The following is an 18,204-nucleotide window of genomic DNA, read 5'->3' as shown; positions in this document are numbered from 1 at the left end:
CTCGGACAGCCCGTTCGGCGGCACGATCGCCCACGGCTACCTCACGCTCTCGCGCCACTACGCCTGACGGCGCCCACTCCGAAGGAAGACCGACGATGACCCAGACCTCCGCCCCCTTCGCCCCGGCCCTCACCTTCGCCTTCGAGATCCGGGCCCGCCTCGCCCCGACACTGCACATCGGACACGGAGACGGCGAGAAGACCGAGTTCACCCCCATCACCGGCGGCACCGTCGAGGGCCCCATGCTGCGCGGCACGGTCCTCCCCGGCGGCGGCGACTGGTCGAGCACCCGAGGCCGCGTCTGCGAACTCGACGCCCGCTACCTCCTCCGGACGGACGACGGCGCGGTCATCGACATCGTCAACCGCGGGTACTACCACGAGGGCGAGAACAGCCCCGACCAGTACGACGGCGACCTCCGGGTGTCCGAGGCGGGCGTCTACTACCGCACCTCGCCCGCCTTCCGCACCGACGCCCCGGCGTACCGGTGGCTCGCCGAGACCGTTTTCGTCGGCCTCGCCCGCCCGGCGGACACCGACGCCGTCGCCATCCGCATGTACGCCGTGGCCTGACCCCCCGGGCCGCACCGGCGGGGAGCGGGGGAGGACGTGCGAGTCCTGGAGGCGGACGCCTCTCAGCCCGCGGCGGCCTGCTCCCGCCGTGGACCGTCGGCCGCGGACGGCTCCCCGGACGAGTCCGCGCAGCGGGCGGCGAGCGCGGCGCGGTCGTGGATCGAGGCGCGCGCGAGACCGCCGAGCAGGGGTTGCCGCGCAGCCTCATGGGGCCCGCGCGATCGTTCAGTCTTCGACCAGGTCGGCAACGAACCGGGTCGGTTCGCGCTCCAGGCGTGTGGTGCGGTTCCGGGGCATCAGCATCGTCGTGATGAGGAACGATGGGGCCGCCAGGAAGCCGCCGGTCAACGGCCCGGCCGTGATCAAACCGTAGTGGGAGACCTTCGCCAGCGCGTTGGTCTCTGGTAGGTGCCCGGCTGCGGCCGGAGAGCGTACAAGGTCCTCTTGGGTCGGTAGCGAAGAACGCCGCGCCCTTGTCGCTGCATGCCGGAGCCGATGGACACGCCGGCGCCGTCGCGTGTGACGCTGAGCGGCCCCCAGGATCCCGAATTCGCCCGCACGTTCCTATAGGCGTACGTGATTGAAGTACCGCTATCTGTTGGCCGTTCGTTCGGCTTCAAAAGGGGAGTGACCGGCGTGTGACCGGATTGAGAGTGCTCCCCTCCACTCTCGCCCTGTGGCACATCGCATCTCGGCGGCCGCCCATTCCGGGCCGGGCGCCCCGCCGCCGGGCCCCGCGCAGCGGGCGATGTTCCGACAGTCGATCCGGTTCGTGATCGTCCTGCGCCTGACGAGCTGCGCCATGGGGGCCGCGGTGGCGCTCGCCGGGCGCGCGTCGGCCGCCCGCCCTGGGTGGGTCGCGGCGTGCGCCGTCGCCTTCCTGGCCTGGGGCGTCCTGTTCGCCCTGGTCATGCTCGCGCGGGGGCCTTCGCGGCGGCTCCTGGCCGGCGACGTCGTACTGGTCGTCGTCCTCTGCCTCGCGCACCGCGAACTGGTGCCCGGCCGGGTCCTCCAGGCGAGCGCGGGCACCGGCTGGGTGGACATCGCCGCCGGCAGCGGCGTCTTCATCGCGCAGTTCGCGCTGCGGCAGCCGTCCGGCATGGCGGTGGCGCTGCTGATCGCCGCCGCCTACACCGCCGGGGCGCCCGGCCTGCGCGAGGCGCCCGTCCTCCTGGTGGTGCAGGGCGCGCTGGCGGCCACGCTCGTCGGCCTGCTCCGCCGGGAGGCGCGCGCGGTGGACCGCGAGCTGGCCGGCCGGGCCGAGGCGGCCGCCGCCGCGGCGGCGCGCTCGGCGGCCCGCGCGGACGAGCGCGACCAGCAGCGCCGACTGCACGACACCGTGCTCGCGACCCTCACCATCGTCGGCACCGGCGCGCTCGAGGCCACGACCCCCGTGCTGGCCGGGCGCGCGGCGGCCGACCTGGCGGTCATCGACGACCTGCGGACGGCCTGGAGCGGGCCGCCACCGGTCGGGCCCCCGCGCAGCGCGCGGCTCGACCTGGCGCTGCGCGCCGTCGTGACCGCGCCGCGCCCCGGCCTGCCCGCGCTGCGGGTCACCGCCGACATCGCGCCGTGCCGGCTGCGGCACGACGTGGTGGAGGCGATCGCGCAGAGCGCCGAGGAGGCGCTGCTCAACGTCGCCCGGCACGCGGGGACGGGCACGGCGCGACTCGGTCTCGAACGGACACCGCGCGGCGCCGTCGTCACGATCACCGACGAGGGGGCCGGGTTCGACCCCGCGGCGGTCCCGCCGCAGCGCAGAGGGCTGCGCGAGTCGGTCCACGGCCGCATGCGGGCAGCCGGCGGGGCAGCGCGGGTCGAGTCCCGGCCCGGGGCCGGCACCCGCGTCCGGCTGTGGTGGCCCGATGAGTGACGGCGACGGCGCCCGGCTCATCGCCGTCCGGTACGCGCGGGCCTTCAACGTCACCGTGATCGGCATCGTCGCCGTCTGGCACGCCGGCTACGACCCGGTGATCATCACGCGCGGCTGGCCGATGTACGACCCCGCGGCGGCCGTGATCGCGGCCTGGCTGCTGCTCGCCGCCGCGCAGGCGGCCGGGGCGGCCCTGGTGCTGCGCTCGGCCCTGGACGCGCGCGCCGCCCGCGCCCTCGCCGCCGTCACCCTGGCGGCCGGGGAGCTGGCGGCCGCCGCCTACCCGCCGGGCGCGGCGATCAGCGACCTGAGCTGGGCGTCCAACACCGTCGGGTGGACCGGCGTCATGCTCCTGGTCCGGCGCCCCTTCCGCGAACCGGTGCTCTTCATGCTCGTCAACATCGGCGGCACCGCGGCGCACATGGTCCTCGACGGCTCGCTCGACCACGTCGCGGTCACCCGCCTGATCACCGTCGCCTACACCACGGCCGGCGTCCAGCTCACCTTCGCCTGGCTGGGCGGACGGCTGCACGGTGCCGCCCGGAACGCCACCGAGACGGCCGGGCGGCAGGCCGCGGGCCGCGCCCGGGCCGCCGCCGAGGAGGCCGTGCACGCCGAACGGCGGCGGCGCTACGAGTACCTGCGCACCCGCGTCCGGCCGGTCCTGCACGGCCTGGCGACCGGGCGGATGGACCCAGGAGACGACGCCGTCCGGCACCGGGTCGCGCTCGAGGCCGCTCGGCTGCGCCGGCTCTTCGCCGAGACCGACGACACCCCGCACCCGCTGCTGCACGAACTGCGCGCCTGCGCCGACGTCGCCGAACGCCGCGGCGTGGCCGTCACGCTGCTCGGCTACGGCGACGTCCCGCCGCTGTCCGCCGCCGCCCGCCGCGCACTGGCCGAAGGGCCCCTGCTCGTCCTGGCGGCGGCCGCCACCTGGGCCCGGGTGACCGTCGTCGCCGGGCGCGGCGAGGTGGTGGTCGGCGTGGTCGCCGACGCCGCCGCGAAGGTCGCCGCGGACGTCGCCGCGCAGCCGGGCGGGCCGGCGGCACCGTCAGTCATGCACGACCGAGAGGAGAACCGGCTATGGGTGGAGACCCGCTGGAGCCCCGGCGGCTCACCGTAGGAGTCATCGACGATCACCCGGTCGTCATCGAGGGCGTCCGGGCCTGGCTGGCCGGCGACCCGCGCATCGAGATCGCCCACGTCGCCGACACCGTCGACGGCGTGCCCGTCGGCCTCGACGTCCTCATCCTGGACCTGAACCTGCACGGGCGCCTCGTCCTCGCCGACGTGGCGGAGCTTGCCCGCCGCACCCAGCGCGTGATCACCTTCTCCCAGCTCACCGAACGGGAGACGGTCCTGGCGGCGCTCGACGCGGGCGCGTGCGAGTTCGTCGCCAAGAACGAGGGCCGCGACCACCTCCTGGCGGCGGTGCTCAGCGTGGCCGCGGACCGGCCCTACGTGACGCCCACCGCCGCGGGCGTCCTGGCGGCTGACGAACCGGCCGTGGACGGACGGGCTACCGCGCTCCGGCTGTCCGGGCGGGAGCGGACGGCGCTGCTGCTGTGGTTCCAGTCGATGTCCAAGGCGTCGGTCGCCCGCCGGATGGGCGTCTCGGTGCACACCGTCGAGATGTACATCAAGCGGGCACGCGTGAAATACGCCCAGGCCGGCCGGCCCGCGCCCACGAAGGCCGACATGCTCGCACGCGCCATCGAGGACGGCCTGGTCCGTCCCGACGAAATCGTCGGGTACCGCTCGTCCGCGACGTCACCGGGTGCCGCGTCTCCGTTGCCGCCATCTCCTGTTCCCTGAACAAGGGTCGTGTGCGTAACGGTGCCGACACGTAACGTCACCATTAGGTGAAGGGGCGGAAGAGAAACGCCCCGGAACCACTCGAAGAGAAGGGAAGAACAGTGCAGAACGCGTACGAGCCGCCGACGCTCATCGAGATCGGCGACCTCCGCGACGTCACCCTCGGCAACGGCACGTGGGGCGTCGACGAGAAGAACCAGTGCTGGTACTTCGGCTGCATCCAGGGCTGACGGCCACGGACCGCTGATCCGGGGCCGTGCCGGTGCGCGTGACCACCGGCACGGCCCCTTCCGGAAAGGAGGCGCCTTGAAAACGCAGGAGAACAGCTACGAAACGCCGGTCCTGACACCTGTCGGCGCATTCTCCGCAGTGACTCTGGGAGTCACTTCCTGGGGCTGGGACGACTCCAACCACTGCTGGTACCTGAACTGCCCCGATCAGGGCTGAGAAACGAAAGCCGGACGCCGGGCGCTCGTCATGCCGGCGTCCGGCGCTTTTCGGGGGAGGAGACACAATGCGTTTCATCGTCGTGCTAGACAATGCGGCCGGCGAGGCCGTCGTGGCGTCGCTACGCGACCGGCCGGGGCTGCGGATCATCGACCACGAGTCGGGACGCCCCTGGATCGCCGGGTGGTGGCGGGACGAGGAGGTCACCTGGGCCGCCGTCCCGGGACGGCGGCGGATCGCCGTCCTCGGCACCGCGGCGGCGACCGAGTGCGGCCTGGCGCGGTACCTCGGCCGGCTGCGCGGTCCCTGCGGCCTGAACGACCTGCCGCGCGAACTGCCCGGCAGTTTCCACGCGGTGGCGATGCTGGACGGCACCCTGTGCGTTCAGGGCAGCCTGTCCCGGCTCCGCGAAGTCTTCTACGGCGAGGTGCTCGGCACCACGGTGGCGGCGGACCGCCCGGACACGCTGGCCGCGCTGAACCGGGCCGGGTTCCGGGAGGAGGGGCTGGCGGCCGGGCTCATGGCTCCCGCACAGATCTGGCCGCTCGGCGAGATGTGCCTGTGGAGGGGCGTCGAGAGCGTTCCCGCCGACCACCGGCTGGAGGTCGCCCCGGGCGGCCGGGTCCGCCTGGAGCGCCGCCATCACCCTCCGGCGCCGGAGTTCCCCCTCGCCGAGGGGGCGGAACGCGTGCGGCGTGCGCTGCGCGACGCCGTGGCCGTCCGCGCCCACGGCAGAACCTCTCTCAGCGCCGACCTGTCCGGCGGGATGGACTCCACCAGTGTGTGCTTCCTGGCCGCCGAGAAGGTCGAGCGCCTGCTCACCGTCCGGCGCGAATCCAACGATCCGGGCGACGACGACGGGTACTGGGCCGGGCTCGCGGCCGCGGAGTTGCCCAACGCCCGCCACGTCGTCCACGCGTCGGCCGACTTCCCCGCCAACTTCGCGGGCCTGCTCGAGCCGGAGCCCGACCTGGAGGCCCCGTCTCCCGTCGTGCGCAACCGGGCGTCGATCCTCGAAGAGGCCCGCCTGCTGAGCGCCGCCGGCTCGACGCGGCATCTCACGGGGCACGGCGGCGACGAACTCTTCCACGCAAATCCCGCCTACCTGTACGACCTGCTCCGCCGCGCTCCGCTGCTGGCGGTCCGGCGGCTGCGCGCGAACCAGGCCGTGTACCGCTGGAAGCTCGGCCCGAGCGTCCGGGAGCTCCTCGATCGCACCTCGTTCGCCGACTGGCTCGGGCGCGACGTGGGCCGGACACTGGAGGGGTCCGTCCGCGATGTCATGTCGACGCCCATGAACGGCTGGGGCATGTCCTACCGGATGCCCCCCTGGGCGACCCCCGCGGCCGTGGACTCGGTGCGGCGGACGCTCCGGCAGGCCGCGGAGGAGGGGGCCGAGCCGCTGTCACCGCTGCGCGGACGGCACCTCTCGCTGCAGTGCATCCGCGAAGGCGGTGTTCTGATGCGCCGGATCGATCGCCTGGCGGCGTGTCACGGCGTGTCCCTGGAGGCGCCGTTCCTGGACGACCAGGTCATCGACGCCGCGCTCGCCTTGGACTACGCGGACCTCCTGCACGCCGACAAGTACAAGCCCGCGCTGGTGGAGGCGATGCGGGGCATCGTTCCCGCCGGGAACCTCGGGCGCCGGACCAAGGCCGAGTTCAGCGCCGACGTCTACGCCGGTCTCCGGCGGCACCGCGCGGAACTGCTGGAACTGTGCGACGGGATGCGGATGGCCGACCTCGGCCTGGTCGACGCGGCCGCCCTGCGCGAGATGCTGCTGAGCCTCCCGCCGTTCTCGCTCCGCCTGCTCCCGCTGCTCAACACGTTCGCGTGCGAGGTGTGGCTCCGATCCCTGCCCGCCGGCTCCCACGCGACCATTCCCGACCTGGAGGGGACCCGATGAGGCTGTCGCCCGACGTGACCGTCACCGAATCCGGCCGCGACCTGGTCCTGCTCAACGCGAAGACCGGGCGCTACTGGACGCTCAACCAGACCGGCGGTGCCGTGCTGCATCTGCTGATGGACGGACGCTCGCCCGCGGACGCCGCCGAGGAGCTGACGCGGCGGCACCCCGCGTTCGCCGACCGGATCGGACGGGACGTGGACGCGGTCGTCCGCTCCCTCCTCGACGAGAAGGTGATGCTCCCATGACGATGCCCGTGACGCTCGAACGGCCCGGCCGCGTCCCGCTGCGCAGGCGCGCGGCGGCCCGCCCGGCCGTCGCACTGGCGGCGCTGCTGGAGCGGCTTCCGCCGCGGCGGATGCGGCGCGCCCTCCTGGTGATCCGCCGCGGGACCCGTCCGGCGACGCTCGCGCAGGCGACGGCCGCGCGCGAGGCCGTGGTCGCGGTCAGCGTGCGCTGCGCGGGCCAGGGCTGCCTGCGGCGCTCGCTCGCGGTCGTGCTGCTGTGCCGGATGGGCGGGACCTGGCCGGACTGGTGCACCGGCGTCCGCACCGAGCCGTTCCGGGCGCACGCCTGGGTCGAGGCGGAGGGGACGGCGGCGGGGGAGCACGACGACATGCTGCTTTACGCCAAGACCATGACCGTCCCGGCCCGCGCCCGGAAGGGACGATGACCGTGGGCCAATACGCGCTGCTGACCGTCCAGGCCCTGCTGGCGGGCCTGTTCGCGGTCGCCTCGTTCTCCAAGCTGCGCGGCCGGGACGACTTCGGGCGGTTCGTGACGACCGTCCGGAAGCTGACGATGCGCTCGGGGCCGTCCACGGCCGTCGTCGCCGCGGTGTTCGCGGTCGTGGAGGCGGTGACCGCGGTACTGATCGCGGTGCCCGCCACCGCCCGGGCCGGATTCGCGCTGGCCACCGGCCTGCTGGCCCTGCTCATCGGAGTGGTGTTCCGGGCGGTGCGCGGCCGGGTGTTCGCCGAGTGCGGCTGTTTCGGCCGCCGCAGTGGGCTGATGAGCTACCCGCTCCTCGTCCGCAACGTGTTCCTGCTGGCCATGGCCCTGGCGGGCCTGGTGCTCGCGCCGTCCGGGGTGCCCGTCGGCCATCTCTGGCACGGCGTCGCGCTCGCCGCCGGGATCGTCCTGGCGTCGCTGCTGCTGCGTGGCTACGACCTGGCCGTAGCGGCCGTCTTCAAGCGCCTCCGGCCGGAGCCGGCGGCATGAGCGACGCCGCGATCGAAATGGCGGGCCTCGGCAAGAGCTTCGGGAACGTGACCGCTCTGGACGGCATCGACCTGACCGTCCCCCGGGGGACGGTCCTGGGGCTCCTCGGCCACAACGGGGCCGGGAAGAGCACCCTGATCGGCGTCCTGGCGACCCTGCTGCGCCCGTCGCGCGGCACCGCCCGGGTCGCGGGCCACGACGTGGTGGCGGACCCGTCCCGGGTACGTCGGAGCATCGGCGTCGCCGGGCAGGCCACCACCCTGGACCCGGCCATGTCGGGCCGCGACAACCTGCTCGTGATCGCCCGGCTGTTCGGCGCCGGGCGCCGGGACGCCCGCGCCCGCGCCGATCTCCTGCTCGAGCTGTTCGGTCTCACCGCCGCCGCCGGGCGTCCCGCACGGACCTACTCGGGCGGGATGCGGCGCCGCCTCGACCTCGCGGTGACGCTCGCCCGGCGGCCGGAGGTCGTGTTCCTGGACGAGCCGGGCACCGGCCTCGACCCGGTCAGCCGGCTCGACGTGTGGGAGATGGTGCGCGGGCTCACCGGCCTCGGCTCCACCGTCGTCCTCACCACGCAGCACCTGGAGGAGGCCGATCGGCTGGCGGACTCGATCACCGTCCTGTCCGGGGGGAGCGTGATCGCCACCGGGTCGCCCGAGGAACTGAAGGCCCGGGTCGGACGGCGCACCGCGACCGCGTGGTTCACCACCGGCGAGGACGCCGTCACGGCGCACCGGGCACTCGACCGGGCCGGCGGCCTGCGGCCGGTGTGCGACCGCCCGCAGCACCGCGTCACCACCGTGCTGTCCCGCGACCGCGACCTGGCGGACCTCGTCCGGACCCTGGACGCCGCCGGCGTCGAACCGGCACGCCTGACCCTGGCCGAGCCGGACCTCGACCAGGTGTACCTGGCCCTCACGTCCGAACGGGGACTCCGATGACGACCTGTGCGCAGCCTCCAGCGGCCCGCGACCGTCCGTCCGGCGGGCTCGCCTTCGACGGCACGTCCGGCTGGCGCGCCCCCGGTGCCGCCGCGCAGACTCGCATCCTCACCGCGCGCTCCCTGAAGAGCCTTCTCCTCGATCGCCGGCTGCTGCTCGTCGGCCTGATCGAGCCGCTGATGATGCTCACCGCCTTCGGGCAGGTCTTCTCCGGCATCGTCCATGCCCCGGGCTTCCCGGCGGGCGTCCGGTACGTCGACTTCCTGCTCCCGGCGCTCTTCCTCACCACGGCGCTGCAGAGCGGGCTTCAGGCCGGGATGGGGCTCGTGGACGACGCCCGCGAGGGCATGTCCGCCCGGTTGCGGACCATGCCGGTGTGGCCGGGCTCGGTCCTGGTGGCCCGCAGCCTGGCCGGGCTGACACGGGTCGTCCTGCGGCTGCTGTTCCTGCTGACGCTCGCGTACGGCGCCTTCGGCTACCGCCCGGCGGGCGGCCCCGTCGGCACGCTGGCCGCGGTCGCCCTCGCGCTGGTGATCGGCTGGAGCCTGGGCTGGGTGTTCATCGCGCTGGCATGCTGGGTCGACAACGCCGAGACGCTCCACGCCGTCGCGGGCGCGGTGATGTTCCCGCTGATGTTCGCCTCCAGCGCGTTCGTCCCGGTGGACGGCCTGCCGCCCTGGCTGGGGTGGATCGCGCGCCTCAACCCCCTCACCTACGGCATCGACGCCGCACGCGACCTGACGCTCACCGGCACCGCCGCCGCGGGCACGCTGGTCGCCGTCCCGACGGCCCTCGCCATCGCGGCACTGACCGTCCCGGTCGCCGTCAAGGGCTTCAGCCGACAGGGATGATGACCGCCGCCAGGACCGAGCGACTATTACTTTGAGCACCGGACCGGCGACTCTGGGCCGCGAAGCGCCGAGCCCGGACGTCGACGCTCGACTCGATCGAGCAGAACGCAGAACGCAGAGCGCCATGACCGTTCGGCGGACACGCGCGAGTGTCCGCGCAGGCAGCGGCGGCCTCACTGCCTGATCGACCGCCTCTCCCGAGTTCGGTACACCCACGTTCCTTATGCTCGGAACCCGGACCCCTTTTGATGGTGAAGAATCCGGTTTCGGGTTCTTCGGCCAGGTCTCGGCCGACGAGGCGTTTGAGTTTGGCGCGGATGCCTTCGACGGTGTTCTTGCTGGTGGCGGGCAGGTTGAGGGCGAGAGCGACGTCTTTGGTGCGCAGGCCGCCCGGGTGGTCGGCCAGGACAGTCAGAATGTCGCGGTAGGCGGGCGGGAGTGGTGGCCCGGCGGCGCCGGCGAGGTCCAGCAGCATCTGGTGCGTGGTCTCCAGCCGTTCCAGGTGGTGGCGGGCGTCGGCGAGTTCGGTGGTGAGCTGCTCGACACGGGCGCGGGCCGCGTCGCGGTCGTCGGCCAGGCGCCGCAGGAGCTGGTCGGGGACCGGCGGGGGCAACCGGCCGGTCACGCGGCCGGGTTCGAGGCCGGGGGCGGGGTGTCGCGCCAGCGGGTGGTGGTGCCGGTCAGTCGGCGCGTCAGCCGGTCGGTGGCCGCCCAGTACAGGTGAGACTCGCTGCTGGCGGGTAGTTTCTCGTAGTCGCGGGCCAGCCGGCGGTGCAGCATGGTGGTGCCGAAGGTCTGCTCGGCCACCTACCGCTTGGGCACCGGCACGAACCCCCGGCCACCGGGTTCGGGCTGGACCGTGGTGACGGTGATGCCCGGCCCGGCGCCGTGATCGGCGACCGCGTTCTTGAATCCCGCGTCCACCCACGCCGTCCTCACCGAGGGGTTGTCGAGGGCGACCCGGTCCAGCAACTCGATCCCGATGGCGTTGTCGTGCACGCTGGCGGCGGTCACCACCACCGCGATCAGCAGGCCCATCGTGTCGGTGGCGATGCCGCGTTTGCGGCCCCGGATCTTCTTCCCCGCGTCCAGCCCGGTCGTGGCCGAGGGGACCCCGGCCGCGGCGTGCACGGTCTGGGTGTCCATCGCCACCCCGGACGGGTCCTCCGCCCGTCCCGCGACCTCGCGGACCCGGCCGCGCAGCAGGTCGTGGATCGTCTGGGTCAGCCCGTCATCGCGCCACCGGGCGAAGTAGTAGTACACCGCCGAGCGGGGCGGCAGGTCATGGGGCAGGTACTCCCACCCGCAGCCGGTGCGTTCCTGATACAGGATCGCGTTGACGATCTCCCGCATCGGATACCGGCCCGAATGCCCTGACACCCGAGGGGTGCCGCGCCTTCCACGCCGTGATGACCGGCTCGATCAACGCCCACCGCTCATCGGACAGATCACTGCGATACGGCTTGCGCGCTCTCGTGCCCTCGTCTTCCATGCCACCCACGGCAACCCGGCCACGACCGAGCGTCAGCAGGCGGCAAGGGAGCCCTCACCAGCCCGCCAACCCACAACGGGACAATCCCTAACAAACAACCCTCTGAGGTCCGCCGCTCCGGCGGATCGGACGGCGGTGCGGCGGTCCGGATGCGAGGAATGCGAACGGGCCGCCCCTCAAGGGCAAAGCGGGCCGCTGTGGGGCTGCTCGTCCCACGGAAGCAGGCTTGCACGAAGGTGAACCCCACCGACCGAACCCATGTTGCGGACAAATGCGGACGGCCGTCCGCAACGTGGCGGACGACGCGGAACAATCCCGTCCGCGGTCCCTGTCCCGGGCCAGGCGAGATCTGCGGCCGGCAGTTGCGGTCCGGAGATGGTTAGGGGACGGGCCTGGCCCAAGGGGCGAGGCGGGTGCGGAGGTTCGCTTCGTCGAGGGCGAAGTCGGCGGCGGTGTAGTGGTGGGTGCCCTTGCCGTCACGGGGGTGGACGGCATGGTAGGCGTCGATCAGGCCGGTGGGGGCGCCCGGGGCGAGGCTCGCGGCGGTGTAGATCCGGTCGAGTACGGCGGGGGTGTCGTGGACGAGGTCGTCGTAGGCGATGTCGAGGACGGTGACGGAGTCGGCCTGGGGGCTGTGGCGGAAGGCGTGGGCGCGGCGCAGCCATAGTTCCGTCTGGTCGGTCTGGAAGCGGCCGACGTCGGCCGGGTCGACGTGGTCGCTGTAGGTGGTGCGGAAGACGCAGAAGAGGCTGGCACCGGAGGCGATGGTCCATACGATGTCGCGGTGCAGGACGATCACGACGGCGCCGGGGAGGGCGGCGGCGAGGCTGGGGAGTTCGGCGGTGTGCGCGGGGGCCTTGAGGAGCCAGCGGCGGCCGTCGGCGGCGTCGAGGGTGGCCAGGACGTGCCGGTGGTTCAGGTAGGTGTCGGTGAAGTCCTGGCCCGCGAGCCACCGGGTGTAGCCGTCGAGGCGGACGGTGGAGCTGAAGCCCCAGTTGCGGAAGCCGGAGTTCATCGCGACGACGCATTCCTCGGGCAGGTGCGGGCCGTGGTCGTGGACGGCGGCCAACGTGGGGTTCAGCAGGTTCAGCATGTCGCTGGCCGCAGAGCCCGCCTGGATGAGTTCCTCGCGCCGCTGCGGGGAGGCTCCAGCGAACTTCCACGGGACGGCGAGCTCGGCGGGGAGCGGTGCGCGCAGGCGGGGGTCGGTGGCCAGCAGGCGGTACAGGAAGGTCGTTCCGGTCCGCCATCCGCCGGTGATGATGATGGGCGGCCGGTCGAGCGGCCGTCCGGTGCGCGGGAGACGGTTCATCGCCAGGAGGGCGCGCAGGGCGGCGATGGCGGAGCCGCGGACCATGCGGGCGCCGACGGCGTTGAGGCGTCCGTCGTCGTGCGCGGAGGTGAGGTAGCGGTCGAGCCCTTCGCGCCAGTGTGCGGGGTCGCCGAGTCCGGCGGGGTCGGCCCGGCGGAGCGCCGTGGCGATGACGTGGCCGGGGTCCAGGGCGTAGGCGTCAGGACGGGCGGCACGGTCGTCCTCGGCCGCGGCGTAGATCTCCTCGGCCTGCGGGGTCCGCGGGGGAGGGGTCCAGAGTGTCATGCGCCACTTTCCAGCTCGTCGATCGGGTGGACGCCGACACGGGGCAGCGCGGGCGGGTGTTCGCAGTGCAGCCAGCGCAGCACGATCAGCCCGTACGGGCGGCCCTCCGTGTCGAGCCAGTCGCCGTCCGGTAGCCCCCGAGGCGGCCGGGCGGACAGGACGAGCCGGTAGCGGCCGTCGCGGCGGGCGGCTTTGGCGCCGCTCCGTGACACCGGCCGGTGCCGGTGGTCGAGAGAGTTGAGGTACCTGCTGTAGAGCAGGGCGTTCCAGTGGCGGCAGGGGACGGTCTCGCCTTCGATGACGAGCGCCTCGTCCGGGCCGAGCCGCCAGGCGCCGCGCTGGTAGTGGATGCCGGGCTCGGTGAAGGCGGCACCGTCGGCCATCTCCGCCCAGTGGCGCACGGTGTTGGGCTCGACCTGGCCTTCGACCGCGGCGAAGGCTCCCGGCATCATCTGGACGGTCTGGCCGAGCCGCCCGAGCCGGTGCCGGAACCGCGCGGCCTCGATCGGCGGCGGAGGCTCCGGCGGCGTGACCGGCTCGATGGCGCACCAGCCGTGCCGGTCGGTGGCGACGTCATCGTGGAAGTGGCGCACCCACAGTTGCCCGTTGCCCTCCGGCAGCGCAAGCCACGGCCCCGTCGCGGGTTCGGCTCCGCCGACCAGGAGGGAGAACTCGCCGGAGGGGCCGGCTGCCAGCCCGTCGCCGTCGATCCGCGCGGCGGCCGTTACGCCGCCGGAGGAGTCGGTGTAGGCGGTGACCGAGGTGTAGACGGCGTCGCCGGAGTGGCCGGTGACCCGGTACTGCCGGTCGCCGCGAACGTCGGCGACCCAGTAGCGGGTGTCGGGGTTGTCCATGAAGAACTTCTGCCGCCAACCGTTGAACGGGACGAGCTCGGGCCGGTCGCGGTCGGTCTCGAACCGCGCGAGCTGATTGTGCAGGCCGCGCAGCAGCGCCCGGTAGCCGTCGGCGCGCTCGTCCTCCGACAAGTCGCAGGTGGCGTCGCCGAGTTGCTCCCCGGCGGCTCGCAGTGCTTCGACCATGTCGGCCCAGGCCTGAGCTTCCGGGCTCATACCGGCTCGCCGGTGCATGCGCCCGCGGTGCGCGTGTACTGGACAGGGCGGTGCGTCATGTTCGCTCCAGAAGGATGGGGCGCGGAGGTCAGAGATGGACTCGGTCGTCGTGAACGTAGTGCGGTGCCGGGTCGTCGATGAGGATTCCCGGTTCGGCGGCGCACACGGCCGGGAGCGCGTCGAGGATCGCGCGAACCGATGCGGCGGTGACGGGGTTGGTGCGGTCGGTGCCGGAGGCGCGGGAGTAGGGGTCGAAGGTGAGCCGGGTCCGCAGAATCGACGGATCGCCGGTGATCTCGATCGTGTAGTCGATCGGAGTGTGGCCCTCGCGGTCGGGGAAGGGCAGGTCGTCGCCGCGGAAGGCGTTGGGGGCTCCGAGGTACCAGCATTCCTCGTTGGTGAAGAAGCAGTGGTCGTCCAGATAGCCCTTGTGGACGAGGTGCAGTGCCGCGGCTTGACCCGGTTCGACGGTGAAGCCCGACCGGGTCTGGAAGCGCTCGCGTGCCGGTATGCCCCGCAAGGCGTGGACGACCCGGACCTCGTCCATCGGGGCGCCGAACAGGTGGTGGGCGACGTTGCCGGTCAGGTCGCCGTAGTAGAGGTCGCCGAACAGGGCCAGCGGCTTGCCGGCACCCAGCTCTGCCGGGTCCGAGCCGAACCCGATCCGGCGGAGCCCGCCCCACATCGTGCCCGCCGCGGCCGCGAAGTCGACCGCCTCCACGCACCGTACGTGCGAGACGCCCGACACTCCCCGCGCCATCGTCATCGCGACCCGCTCGACCATGAATGTCGGATGCACGCCGGTGCCGTGCAGGGTGGTGCCGCCCGCCCGGCACGCTTCCACCAGCCGGGACGCCGGCGGGCGGGAGGCCGTCAGCCAGTTCGGCATCGCCGCGTTGTGATAGGCGGCCGTGGAGATGACGTTCTTGCCGGATTCCAGGAGGGCGATCACGTCGGCGTCCAGCTTCGCCCCGAGCGCGTCGGGCCGCGGTGTGACGATCACGCAGTCGGCGTCCAGGGCGAGGATCTCCTGCACCGACGTGGTCGCCTCGACCCCGATCGTCCCGAGACCGAGCAGATCACCGAGGTCGGCGCCGTGCTTGCGTTCGCTGAACACCTTCGCGCCGACCAGCTCTATGTCGGGCCTGCGATGGGCGGCCCTGGCGACGGCGCCGCCGACCTCCCCAGGACCCCAGATGATCAACCGGTGCGTCGTGCCCATCGCTCACCCTCACTTCCGTCCGGTGTGGACGACCGCCGGACGAGGCGTTAACTTACAGATCGTAAGTTAGTGGGGCAAGAGGCAGGGAGCATCCGGCAGATGGCAACACGCCGACGGCTGAGCGGTCCGCAGCGGCGCGCGCAGATCCTGGACGTCACCCGCCGGATCGTGGTCGAGGAGGGCTATCACGCGGTCACGTTCGAGCGGGTCGCCACAGAGTGCGGCGTCACCCGGACGGTCCTCTACCAGCAGTTCGACACGCTGCCGAGGCTTCTGATCTCGCTGATCGACCGCGAGGTCGAGCACGCCTTCGCCGGATTCCGGCAGGCCGTGGCCCGTCCCGTCCCGCCGGGCGAGGACCCCTTTACCGCCGGGCTGGCCGGAGTCCTGCAAGCCGTCGACGCGGCCCCCGCCACCTGGCGGATGTTCATGCTGCCGGCCGAAGGCGGTCCGCCCGAGCTGCACCAGCGCCTGGCCCGCGCCCGCGCCGTGACCCGCTCCCACCTGCAGAAGGTCACCGGCCATCAGGACGACCCCGACTTGAGCATCCGCGTCCTGCACGCGCTCGCCGACGAACTCGTCCGCCTCCGCCTCACCGATCCCGACGACCACCCGATCGACCGGCTCCTGGCCCAATCCCGCCGTATCGCCCGTGCCTGCCTCGACCACCCCGCCCCCGTCCACGATTGACGCCGATCGCACCGAGCGTCTCCCGGCAACCCCACATTCCGCGCGCACCGGGTCGGGTGCGGGTCCAGCCGCGGGTGCGGCGTTGTGTAGCCCTTGGCGCCTTCCGGGCGTCGGCGGACGGACACCGGCCACCCGCACGTCGCCGTCCGGCCGGGCCGGGATGGGAGTGTCGAACAGGCCGGGCGCGATGCGGCACATCCGCCTGCCCGCCGTTCCCCTCTCTGTCAGACTTCTGTGACACAAGGGACGTATGAGTCCTTCTGATATTAAGCAGGGCGAGACAGGACGAACAGCGCAGTGACGATGATGAACCGCCCGTCGGTCCGTCGATGGGAGGACGCGCGGACGCGGCGGGCATTGACCGTGCGAAGCCGGCAGCAAGAGCGACATAACGCCCTGAACAGATCATGCTTCTCAAGAGGTGAGAAATAACTACATCAGGGAAGGTTGTCGCAGGTGTGGCGCTCCTGATAAGGGCCGTCCGGCGCGCGGGACAACGTGCGCGGTCCGGGGCGTGCGGCTCTCCCGGCGACCGTGCCGTGCCTGGGCGGGACGAGGAAGAAGAGGACGCGAGGGCCTTGCGTGGCGAACCGGCGCGATCATAATGAGGCGAGAGGGGCGGTGACGTCACTCGGACGAGCCGCGCGGGAGGACCTCGCGGCCGGTGTGCCGCAATGGGGACGCGGTACGGCCAGGGCGAGGGTGGGGTGGCTGTCGTGGCTCTCCGTCGCCGGGCACCTGGGGCGAGGGGGCGGCGATGACGATGGTGCCCGAATCGACCACCGTGGTGGTCGTCGATGACCACGATCTGTTCCGGGAGGGGCTGAAGGAGATCCTCCACGCCAGCGATGGCATCAAAGTCGTCGGTGAGGCCGGTGACAGCGCGACGGCCGTGGAGGTGGTGGGTGAACGACGGCCTCACGTGGTCCTGCTCGACATCGAGATCCCGGGCGAGGAGGTCACCCAGACCGTCCGGCGGATGCGCCGGGCGTCGCCGGACACCCAGGTGATCATCCTGAGCATGTACGAGGGCCCGCACTTCCTGCGCAGCCTGTTGCGGGTGGGCATCCGCGGCTACCTGCTCAAGAGCGTCAGCCGGCACGAACTGATCTCGATGGTGCGGGGCGCGCGGGCCGGGGACGACCGCGTGCTGCTGTCGGTGTCGCGCGCCAGCCTGGCGCAGCTCGAAGGCGAGACGGCGCAAGGGGTCCTGTCGCACCGCGAGTGGGAGGTGCTCCAGCTCGCCGCCGAGGCGCACAGCAACACGCAGATCGCCCGCCGCCTCGGGCTCACCGAGGGAACGGTCAAGCGGCACCTGAGCAACATCTACGGCAAGCTCGGGGCGGTCTCCCGGCTGGACGCGGTGAACAAGGCGTCGGCCGCCGCCCTCATCAGCGTTCCCAAGCAGCGGTCGGGCTGAGGAGCGCCGTCAGGGCCGGTGTCGCAGGGGCACGAGGACTTCCACCCGGGTGCCACGTCCGGGTGCGCTGTCGGTGTTCAGGGTGCCGCCGAGGAGTTCGATCCGCTCACACATGGACGCCAGGCCGCTGGAGTTCCGCGGGCGGGGCGTCGGGTCGAAGCCGACGCCGTCGTCCCGCACCGTCGCCCGGACCTCGTGCGCGGATATGCAGACGGTGATCGAAAGATGCGCCGGATCGGCGTGCCGGAAGGCGTTTCGGGCGGCTTCGCGCAGCACGAGAAAAAGCTGCTCGCGCGTATTGTTGTCGAGCCAGTTCTCGTCTCCGTTGATTTCCAGCGACGCGACGGCATCCTGCTCCTGGACGGTGGCGAGGTAATCGGTGAGGGCACGTTCCAAACCGTGTTCGGTCTCGGACAACCGGAGCCCGGAGAGAAGGGACTGTAGGCGTTCCAGAATTCCCCGCAGATCGTCCCGTGCGCAGTCCGCTGATATGGACGCTCTGGCCGGGTCGCTCTCGCGGTAGATCTCAAGGAGTTCGAGGCGCCGGTAGGCGCTGGAGATGCTGTTACCGATGTGGTCGTGCAGTTCCCGGGCGATGCGTGTCCGCTCGGCCATGTTCTCCGCGTGGACGGCGTCGATCAGCGCCTCGACATAGGTCACGCTGTCGGCGCGCAGGTCGTCGATCAGCGTTCGGACGAGTCGGCGCGCGGTGAGGGACAGTATCCAGGCGATCGTGCCGGCGTCGGCCTCCGCACCGACGACGGCGCGGCTCACCGCGCTCAGTGCCTGGTCGAACTGCGTGATCGCCTCGCTGTCCGCCGGAGTGCGCAGCGCGGCCCGTGACTGCGCGGCGGCGCCGATCTCGGGTGACCCGGTGCGAATCGCGGCCTCCACATCCGCGAGCAGTCCGGCGACCCGCGCATCCTGATCGGTCAGGCCGCACGGTGGGGTGTGCCGTTCGCCCTCCGACGGGGGTGCGGGGCCGGTCGTGGTGCGGCGGGGGCTCGGGTGCTGTGGACGGAGGGAGGCCGGCTCGGTCTGGTGGGGCGCGCCGTCGGGAGTCATCGGCCCTTCTCGCGGTCGC

At 72.6% G+C, this 18,204-nt stretch carries 20 protein-coding genes and 1 pseudogene; 14 read left to right on the top strand and 7 right to left on the bottom strand.

Annotated elements, in window-relative coordinates:
• The first annotated feature begins 95 nt into the window (after positions 1–95).
• Positions 96–572 (top strand): DUF3237 domain-containing protein, encoded by a 477-nt coding sequence (locus tag F7P10_RS02915; protein WP_151007963.1) that lies wholly within the window; start codon positions 96–98, stop codon positions 570–572.
• Positions 573–797: 225 nt separating this feature from the next.
• Here the strand turns inward: F7P10_RS02915 and F7P10_RS41965 are convergent, their stop codons facing one another.
• On the bottom strand, positions 798–938 hold the full coding sequence (locus tag F7P10_RS41965; RefSeq protein WP_176611278.1) for a hypothetical protein: 141 nt from the start codon (positions 936–938) through the stop codon (positions 798–800).
• A 310-nt stretch (positions 939–1,248) separates the two neighbouring features.
• Between F7P10_RS41965 and F7P10_RS02910 the strand changes: the two genes are divergently transcribed.
• The 11 genes from F7P10_RS02910 (at position 1,249) to F7P10_RS02860 (ending at position 9,629) form a co-directional block, all read left to right on the top strand.
• Positions 1,249–2,445, top strand: a complete 1,197-nt coding sequence (locus F7P10_RS02910) for a sensor histidine kinase (RefSeq protein ID WP_151007962.1) — start codon at positions 1,249–1,251, stop codon at positions 2,443–2,445.
• Entirely contained in the window at positions 2,438–3,571 is a 1,134-nt protein-coding gene (locus tag F7P10_RS41960) for a hypothetical protein (protein ID WP_176611277.1), read from the top strand. Before F7P10_RS02910 ends, F7P10_RS41960 begins: the two co-directional genes overlap by 8 nt.
• Positions 3,532–4,263 (top strand): response regulator transcription factor, encoded by a 732-nt coding sequence (locus F7P10_RS02900; RefSeq protein ID WP_151007961.1) that lies wholly within the window; start codon positions 3,532–3,534, stop codon positions 4,261–4,263. The genes F7P10_RS41960 and F7P10_RS02900 overlap by 40 nt, the downstream gene beginning before the upstream one ends.
• 101 nt (positions 4,264–4,364) lie before the next feature.
• On the top strand, positions 4,365–4,493 hold the full coding sequence (locus F7P10_RS02895; RefSeq protein ID WP_176611276.1) for a lasso RiPP family leader peptide-containing protein: 129 nt from the start codon (positions 4,365–4,367) through the stop codon (positions 4,491–4,493).
• 76 nt (positions 4,494–4,569) lie between these two features.
• The gene (locus tag F7P10_RS02890; protein WP_151007959.1) at positions 4,570–4,710 is read left to right on the top strand and encodes a lasso RiPP family leader peptide-containing protein; all 141 of its coding nucleotides are present in this window, start codon (positions 4,570–4,572) and stop codon (positions 4,708–4,710) included.
• Between the two features lie 67 nt (positions 4,711–4,777).
• Positions 4,778–6,616 carry an asparagine synthase-related protein gene (locus tag F7P10_RS02885; RefSeq protein ID WP_151007958.1) on the top strand — a complete coding sequence of 613 codons (1,839 nt, stop codon included), beginning with the start codon at positions 4,778–4,780 and terminating at the stop codon, positions 6,614–6,616.
• On the top strand, positions 6,613–6,864 hold the full coding sequence (locus F7P10_RS02880; protein ID WP_151007957.1) for a lasso peptide biosynthesis PqqD family chaperone: 252 nt from the start codon (positions 6,613–6,615) through the stop codon (positions 6,862–6,864). Before F7P10_RS02885 ends, F7P10_RS02880 begins: the two co-directional genes overlap by 4 nt.
• Positions 6,861–7,289: a lasso peptide biosynthesis B2 protein gene (locus F7P10_RS02875; RefSeq protein ID WP_151007956.1), complete on the top strand. Its 429-nt coding sequence runs from the start codon at positions 6,861–6,863 to the stop codon at positions 7,287–7,289. Before F7P10_RS02880 ends, F7P10_RS02875 begins: the two co-directional genes overlap by 4 nt.
• Positions 7,286–7,837 carry a MauE/DoxX family redox-associated membrane protein gene (locus tag F7P10_RS02870; RefSeq protein ID WP_151007955.1) on the top strand — a complete coding sequence of 184 codons (552 nt, stop codon included), beginning with the start codon at positions 7,286–7,288 and terminating at the stop codon, positions 7,835–7,837. Before F7P10_RS02875 ends, F7P10_RS02870 begins: the two co-directional genes overlap by 4 nt.
• Positions 7,834–8,778, top strand: a complete 945-nt coding sequence (locus F7P10_RS02865) for an ABC transporter ATP-binding protein (RefSeq protein WP_151007954.1) — start codon at positions 7,834–7,836, stop codon at positions 8,776–8,778. The genes F7P10_RS02870 and F7P10_RS02865 overlap by 4 nt, the downstream gene beginning before the upstream one ends.
• Positions 8,775–9,629 carry an ABC transporter permease gene (locus tag F7P10_RS02860; RefSeq protein WP_254716364.1) on the top strand — a complete coding sequence of 285 codons (855 nt, stop codon included), beginning with the start codon at positions 8,775–8,777 and terminating at the stop codon, positions 9,627–9,629. Before F7P10_RS02865 ends, F7P10_RS02860 begins: the two co-directional genes overlap by 4 nt.
• On the opposite strand, the gene F7P10_RS02855 is transcribed toward F7P10_RS02860, so the two are convergent.
• The 5 genes and pseudogenes from F7P10_RS02855 to F7P10_RS02835 all read right to left on the bottom strand — a co-directional run bounded on the left by F7P10_RS02855 (position 9,613) and on the right by F7P10_RS02835 (position 15,010).
• Positions 9,613–10,254: a hypothetical protein gene (locus F7P10_RS02855; RefSeq protein WP_151007953.1), complete on the bottom strand. Its 642-nt coding sequence runs from the start codon at positions 10,252–10,254 to the stop codon at positions 9,613–9,615. The genes F7P10_RS02860 and F7P10_RS02855 overlap by 17 nt on opposite strands.
• Positions 10,251–11,121, bottom strand: a pseudogene (locus F7P10_RS02850) (IS5 family transposase). Before F7P10_RS02850 ends, F7P10_RS02855 begins: the two are co-directional and overlap by 4 nt.
• A 379-nt stretch (positions 11,122–11,500) precedes the next feature.
• Positions 11,501–12,718, bottom strand: coding sequence for a sulfotransferase (locus F7P10_RS44985; RefSeq protein ID WP_151007952.1), 1,218 nt, complete (start codon positions 12,716–12,718; stop codon positions 11,501–11,503).
• Complete coding sequence (locus F7P10_RS02840; RefSeq protein ID WP_151007951.1) at positions 12,715–13,788, bottom strand: hypothetical protein; 1,074 nt, start codon at positions 13,786–13,788, stop codon at positions 12,715–12,717. The genes F7P10_RS44985 and F7P10_RS02840 overlap by 4 nt, the downstream gene beginning before the upstream one ends.
• An 88-nt stretch (positions 13,789–13,876) precedes the next feature.
• Complete coding sequence (locus tag F7P10_RS02835) at positions 13,877–15,010, bottom strand: hypothetical protein (RefSeq protein ID WP_151007950.1); 1,134 nt, start codon at positions 15,008–15,010, stop codon at positions 13,877–13,879.
• A 99-nt stretch (positions 15,011–15,109) separates the two neighbouring features.
• On the opposite strand from F7P10_RS02835, the gene F7P10_RS02830 reads away from it, so the two are divergent.
• Entirely contained in the window at positions 15,110–15,700 is a 591-nt protein-coding gene (locus tag F7P10_RS02830) for a TetR/AcrR family transcriptional regulator (RefSeq protein ID WP_218040347.1), read from the top strand.
• Positions 15,701–16,457: 757 nt separating this feature from the next.
• Complete coding sequence (locus tag F7P10_RS02825) at positions 16,458–17,120, top strand: response regulator transcription factor (RefSeq protein ID WP_151007949.1); 663 nt, start codon at positions 16,458–16,460, stop codon at positions 17,118–17,120.
• Between the two features lie 9 nt (positions 17,121–17,129).
• Here F7P10_RS02825 and F7P10_RS02820 read toward each other — a convergent pair whose 3' ends face one another.
• The gene (locus F7P10_RS02820; protein ID WP_151007948.1) at positions 17,130–18,185 is read right to left on the bottom strand and encodes a sensor histidine kinase; all 1,056 of its coding nucleotides are present in this window, start codon (positions 18,183–18,185) and stop codon (positions 17,130–17,132) included.
• Positions 18,186–18,204 lie beyond the last annotated feature (19 nt).

The sequence above is a fragment of the Actinomadura sp. WMMB 499 genome (assembly GCF_008824145.1).
Classification (GTDB): domain Bacteria; phylum Actinomycetota; class Actinomycetes; order Streptosporangiales; family Streptosporangiaceae; genus Spirillospora.
Note: the sequence above shows the minus strand (reverse complement) of the source record. Positions and strands in the feature narration are given on the sequence as shown.